Annotated in this window: 5 protein-coding genes; 1 reads left to right on the top strand and 4 read right to left on the bottom strand. The window is 45.6% G+C overall.

Translation table 11 applies throughout. The features are described 5' to 3' along the window. The first annotated feature begins 158 nt into the window (after nt 1–158). Entirely contained in the window at nt 159–338 is a 180-nt protein-coding gene (locus DWY25_RS17605; RefSeq protein ID WP_147336664.1) for a hypothetical protein, read from the top strand. Nucleotides 339–371: 33 nt separating this feature from the next. Here the strand turns inward: DWY25_RS17605 and DWY25_RS05300 are convergent, their stop codons facing one another. The 4 genes from DWY25_RS05300 to DWY25_RS05285 all read right to left on the bottom strand — a co-directional run bounded on the left by DWY25_RS05300 (nt 372) and on the right by DWY25_RS05285 (nt 6,063). Continuing rightward, on the bottom strand, nt 372–914 hold the full coding sequence (locus DWY25_RS05300) for a GNAT family N-acetyltransferase (protein WP_117894372.1): 543 nt from the start codon (nt 912–914) through the stop codon (nt 372–374). Between the two features lie 60 nt (nt 915–974). Further along, nucleotides 975–2,564, bottom strand: a complete 1,590-nt coding sequence (locus DWY25_RS05295) for an ABC transporter substrate-binding protein (protein WP_117894371.1) — start codon at nt 2,562–2,564, stop codon at nt 975–977. Between the two features lie 229 nt (nt 2,565–2,793). Further along, entirely contained in the window at nt 2,794–4,365 is a 1,572-nt protein-coding gene (locus tag DWY25_RS05290; RefSeq protein WP_117894370.1) for an ABC transporter substrate-binding protein, read from the bottom strand. Between the two features lie 105 nt (nt 4,366–4,470). Further along, nucleotides 4,471–6,063: an ABC transporter substrate-binding protein gene (locus DWY25_RS05285; RefSeq protein WP_117894369.1), complete on the bottom strand. Its 1,593-nt coding sequence runs from the start codon at nt 6,061–6,063 to the stop codon at nt 4,471–4,473. Between the last annotated feature and the right edge of the window lie 180 nt (nt 6,064–6,243).

Here is a 6,243-nt window from a genome sequence, read left to right as displayed (position 1 = left end):
ATACTAAAAAAATGCGCTTTCTTCTCTCGAAGTTACGCATTTTTTTATTTTTTTCTATCCCTTATCTGTCACAGCCTCTTATCCATTTCACCCGTTTTGTCGTCTTCTATTTGACCGTCGATCAGGCTATAATAGGAAGTATAAGGAGTGTGAAATCCATGAAGCAATCCCCAATGGAAACCGTTTACCAGTCGATGATGATCGGCTTAATGTCTGTGGTCGCCGCTTCGGCCGTCGTCTTCCCCGTGATTTTCCTGACTCAGTTTCACAAGTACCGTAAAGAAAGCGCGCCGAAGAAGATAAAATTATCCATTCAGACTGAAAATGAATCCGACTGACCGGATTCATTTTTTAATCGCAAATTCTGTTCATCATGATGAAGCATTCCGCATCTCAAATTCAGTCCGGGTTAACGAATAACAACGGCAGTCCTTGACTTCCCCGGTATACAACCGGACTTTCTGCCGGATTGTTCCCTCATAATGAAAGCCGTTCTTTTCGATCACTCGCCGCGAACCCCGGTTCTCTACGAAATGATCCATCGCGATCAATTCCGTTCCCGGATCGTCAAACAGATGCCGGATCATCAGACCGACGGCTTCCGTCATGATGCCCTGATTCCAATAAGCTTCATCCAGTGCGCAGCCGATCGTCTTCGCCGCCAGGTTACGCCGCGAAGTATCAATACCGGCACTGATCATCCCGACGACTCGCATCGTGGATTTCAGCACAACCGCAAACGCGTCGGGAGTTGTTATCATCCGGCTTAAGATCTGACTGCTTTCTTCTTTACTTTGATGCGGCCGCCAACCGGCCTGCGGCCCCACGGCCGGATTCCTTGCGAAAGCGTAAAGATCCTCCAGATCCTTCCTATCCCAAGGTCGTAACCTGATTCTGTCGGTTTCCATTTTCATTCGCTGATTCCCGCTCCTTTCAAAAGAAAGCCGTCAACCGACGGCTTTCTGAATTTAGACTTATTTGTAATTCGCGTATGTGAATTCCGCAGCCCCAGCCAATTCCGGAACATCTCTCGGCGTACCGTCAAGATTGGCCGCAACCGGCAGACAATCGCCGTTTTCAAACAGGAAGACCATCGGCATATCTTCACTCATCAACCGCTGAACCTCACTGTAAGCCTTCGCCCGTTCTGCATCGTCGTCAGTTTCAACGCCAGCCTGCAGCGCGGCATCCATTTCCGGATTGTTATACAATCCGACGTTGGTTCCGCCATTGGAAGCGACGCGTCCGGCAACACCGGAAACATCCGGTCCCTGATAGCCTGCCAGCATCGTCATATCAAAGTTGGAATTGGTGATGACTTTATCTTGCCATGCCGCCATTTCCATGATATTCAGCGTGACGTTAATCCCGATATCCTTCAGGTTTTCTTTCACGATCTGCGCGATATCTTTGAAGTTTCCGCTTTCAAAGATATCCATCGTCATATCGAAATAGAACCCGTCGTCGCGTAATGTATAACCGGCTTCTTCGATCAGCTTCTTCGCCGCTTCTACATCGCGGGCCGGCATGGTGTACTGTTTATCCAGATACTTGCCTTCCCATAACGGCGAGATAAAGTATTCAGCTAACGCGCCGGTTCCATTGGCAACCCGGTCGTAAATCCCCTGGCGGTCAACACCCATCGCAACAGCCTGGCGCAGGCGAACATCCTTGAAGATGCTGGTTTCCATGTTGAAGGTGATATATGTTCTGTTGATCGACAGATAATGGAAATGCTTATAATTCGAATCATTATCCAGCTCATGCTTATTCGCTGTCGGAACTGTCACACCCAGATAATCAACTTCGCCGTTTAAGAAAGACTGGTAAGCAGTCGTCTGATCCGGAATAACCTGGAAAATCAGCTTTTCAATCGTCGCTTTGGTTCCGAAGAAGTCTTCGTTGCGAACCAGCGTGGTACCAACGCCTGCATCATATTTTTCAAATTTATACGGTCCTGTCCCCACCGGATTCCATGTCGCCGGATTGGAAACAAAATCAGAATAGGCCGGATCATTCCAGATATGCTCAGGCATAATGAACGTCGCATACCAGCCCAGCTTCGGCACAATCCCGACGTCGCGCTGACTCAGATTCAGCACAACCGTATTCTCATCCGGGCATTCAATGGAAGTCACTGCCGCCAGTGAGTCTGATTTAGTCCAAGAATACTCTTTCATGGTCTCAAATGTCCATTTAACATCCTCAGAAGTAAACGGCTCGCCGTCATGCCACTTGACGCCTTCCTGTAAGTGGAAAGTCAGAGTCAGGCCATCCTCGGAAAATTCCCAGCTCTTTGCCAGATCCGGTAAAATCTGGTCGTTTGCGTTCAGCTTAACTAAACGATTATAAATGTTCTGATTGATCTGATATGCATAGTCATCCGACTTCATATCGGGGTTAAAGCTTTGAGGATCCCCGTTAACCGCATAGATTAAAACATCCTGTGCCGGTGCGTCTCCCGCTGTCCCATCCTTGTCGGTTTTCTTTTCATCCGTACCGCAGCCTGCCAGCATCAAACACGCAATTAATAAGGCTGCCAGCAGTTTTGATAACTTTTTCATATCTTTCCCTCCTTGCATCTTCCTTTCCCATTGGAAGAATATAGTTTGAGTTTACACGCTGAAAAGAAAGTCGTCAAGATAAACTTTACCATTTCTTTCATTCTTTGTATAATTTTCATAATTAAGATCGTAAATATTTTCACAGCATTCAAATCCTTGAGTTTAAAATGAACTTTCACATACAAAAAAAGCCGCGGTTTTCATTTCTGACTACCGTGACTTTCTCTCATTATTCTTTTACAAATTCAACGTAAGTTAATTCATTGGAAGCAGCTTTTGTTGGTTCCTGATATGGAGTGCCTTTCAAAATCTTCTTGACCGGTACTTTCGCACCGTTATCCATAAACAGAATGATCGGCATTTCTTCACTCATGATTCGCTGAACTTCGCTGTAAACAGCTTTTCTTTCCGTTTCATCGGAAACCTGAACACCCTTTTCAAGCAACGCGTCCAGTTCAGGATTAGAATAGCCCATGAAATTCATGGATGTCCCAGTACCAACACGGCCGGAAATACCAGAAACATCTGGTCCCTGATAGCCCGCAGCCATTGTCATCTCAAAATCATGATTCAGTTTTACAGTATCACCCCAAGCCGCATATTCCAGCATCGTTAATTTAACGTCAATGCCGACTTCTTTTAAGTTACTCTGAATAATCGTCGCTGCATCTTTGAAATAACTGCTGTCAAAGAATTTCATTTCTGTGGAGAAATAAATTCCATTCGCATCTTTCTTCAATCCAGCTTCTTCAAGAAGCTGCTGAGCCTTCGCTACATCACGTTCCGGCATCTGATATTTTTCATCCGCAAAACCCGTATTCGGAGCGATGAATGTCGACGCCACAGCGCCAGTTCCACCTGCGCAGCGATCCCAGATCATCTGACGATCAATGCCATAAGCGATTGCCTGACGAACTCGCGGATCCTTGAATTTATCGTTTGTCATGTTGACCGTTACATAGGAACGATTCATTCCGACAACCGGATATACCTCGTAATTTGGATCATTGTCAAAATCATTTGCATTCTGTGTTGGAATCGCGGTGTAGTAATCAACCTCACCCGAAATAAACGCCTGCAGCGCGGTCGTCGCATCCGGAATAATCGAGTAAATGACCTTCGCTACCTTCGCTTTATCGCCCCAGTAATCTTCATTTCTTTCCAATACAATCTGGACACCTTTCTGGAATTCAACAAATTTGAATGGTCCAGTTCCAACCGGCTTCATATTGTATTCGTTCGTCGCCGTATCGGTGCCTTCATACAAATGCTTCGGCATAACAAATGTACCATACCAGGAAAGTTTTGCGATCAGCGAAACATCTGGATATTTCAGATTCATCACAACCGTATTGTCGTCCGGACATTCAATGGATTCAACAGAAGCAAAACTATCGCTCTTATTCCATTTTTCTGCCATCAGCGTATCGTAAGTCCATTTGACGTCTGCTGAGGTAAACGGTTCTCCGTCATGCCACTTTACACCTTCATGCAAGTGAAATGTAACCTGGGTGCTGTCGTCATTCCATTCCCAGGTTTCCGCCAGATCCGGAATAACCTGATCATAGGCATTCAATTTAACCAAACGGTTGAAGATGTTCTGGTTTGGTCCCCAAGCATTATCATCTGACTTAAAATCAGGATGAAAGCTTGACGGATCATTTGAAACAATGGCAACCAACGTATCGTTGGACACTTCGGGAGTCGGTTCGCCAGCGTTGTCGTCATTCTTGCCGCCGCAAGCCGTCAACGTCAAAGCCGCAACTAAACCTACCGCAAGCAGTTTGAGAAATTTCTTCATAAGATTCCCTCTTCTTTCTTATTCTCATTATAGCAGGAATGAGCGAAAATTAAAGCAATAAAAGGCGGAGTATTTCCGTAAAAACACTCCGCTTTCGGACATTTCTTATTTTTTCAGAGTCACATACGTAAATTCGCTCGTTGCCGCCTTATCTGGAACCTGATATGGCGTACCGTCAAATTTAGATTTAACCGGAATAACCTGTCCGTTGTCAATCAGCAGCACCATTGGCATATCCTCGCTCATCAGACGCTGAACTTCGTCATAGGCTTCCTTACGAATCGCCGGATCCGAGTTCTGAGCGCCTTTTTCCAGCGCGGCTTCCATGATATCGCTGGCATAACCGGTAAAGTTGTTCGATCCATTGATCCCGACGCGCATATAGATGCCTGAGATATCCGGGCCCTGATAGCCTGCGAGCATTGTCATATTAAACTTACGGCCTTCTTTGACCTGATCCGTCCAGGCCGCATATTCCATCAAATTCAGATCAACCTTAATGCCGGCTTCCTTCAAGCTGGACTGAACAATCGCCGCGACATCCTTGAAGTTGCCATTTTCAAAAGCATCTAAGGTGACTGTCAGATAATAACCCTCCGCGTTTTTCTTCAATCCGCATTCTTCCATCAAAGCCTGTGCTTTCGCGATATCGCGTTCCGGCAGTTTGTAATCATCATTCAGATAATCTTTAAACAGCGGAGAAATGAAATATTCCGGCAAAGCGCTGACGCCGTTGCCCATCCGGTCAACGATCGCCTGGCGGTCAACCGCATACGCGACAGCCTGACGCAGCTTCGGATTGTTGAACGGTTCCTTCTCCATATTGAATGTCAGATATGTTCTGTTAATGCTCAGGAAGGAGAAGACTTCATAATTCGGATCGTTGTCGAAATCGTGCAGATTCGCCGTTGGCAAGCTTGTAATATAGTCGATTTCACCATTTTTAAACGCTTCCAGCGTCGTATTCAAATCCGGCATGATTTGATAGATCAGACGTTCGATTTCCGGTGCACCGCCAAAGAAATCTTCATTACGTTCCAATGTTACACTCTGTCCGCTTTTGTATTCAACAAATTTAAACGGTCCGGAACCGATTGGTTTCTGCATCGCTGGATTCTTCGCGAAATCCGGATAAGCAGGATCATTCCAGATATGTTCCGGCAGAATGAATGTTGCATACCAGGCTAACAGAGGAACAAGTCCGGCATCTGGGTTCTTCATATTGAAGACGACCGTCAGGTCATCTGGAGCTTCGATTGTATCAACATTGACAAAGGTATCGGACTTTGCCCATTTATTTTCAATAATTGTATCGTAGGTCCATTTAACGTCTTTAGACGTTAACGGTTCGCCGTCATGCCATTTTACGCCGTCGCGCAGATGGAATGTCAGCGTCATGTTGTCGTCGCTCCATTCGTAAGAGGTTGCCAGATCCGGAATTGGAACATCGCCCGGCGCCAACTTATACAAACGGTTGAATAAGTTCTGAGCCATCGGCCATAAATAATCATCCGATTTCATGTCTGGATTAAAACTGGACGGATCTCCCTGCACAGCGGTAATGAACGTGCCGATCGTTTCCGTTTTATCTGTCCCTGAATCTGTCGTCGACGTCGGTTTATCGCCGCCGCCCTGGCATCCTGTCAGCAAGAGCGCAGCGCTGAGCAAGGCTGCTAAAATCTTAACGCTTTTTCTCATTTTTAATTTCCTTTCCCTTTCTAAATGAAAAACTACGGTGCATTATCACTTTCCAATAGAATCCCTCCCATTCACATAAGTGTATGATACAGGGTCTTGAAAAATTATTCAATCCCATTTTGTAAGAAATATATAATTTTCATGAAAGCTGTTTTCATTATGCGGACAAAAGCTTAAAAA

Source organism: Holdemania filiformis (assembly GCF_003459085.1).
GTDB classification, from domain to species: Bacteria; Bacillota_I; Bacilli_A; order Erysipelotrichales; family Erysipelotrichaceae; genus Holdemania; species Holdemania filiformis.
Note: the sequence above shows the minus strand (reverse complement) of the source record. Positions and strands in the feature narration are given on the sequence as shown.

Coding starts and splice junctions, on each gene's coding strand:
- DWY25_RS17605 (WP_147336664.1), top strand. CDS start 159: ATGAAGCAATCCCCAATGGAAACCGTTTACCAGTCGATGATGATCGGC.
- DWY25_RS05300 (WP_117894372.1), bottom strand. CDS start 914: ATGAAAATGGAAACCGACAGAATCAGGTTACGACCTTGGGATAGGAAG.
- DWY25_RS05295 (WP_117894371.1), bottom strand. CDS start 2,564: ATGAAAAAGTTATCAAAACTGCTGGCAGCCTTATTAATTGCGTGTTTG.
- DWY25_RS05290 (WP_117894370.1), bottom strand. CDS start 4,365: ATGAAGAAATTTCTCAAACTGCTTGCGGTAGGTTTAGTTGCGGCTTTG.
- DWY25_RS05285 (WP_117894369.1), bottom strand. CDS start 6,063: ATGAGAAAAAGCGTTAAGATTTTAGCAGCCTTGCTCAGCGCTGCGCTC.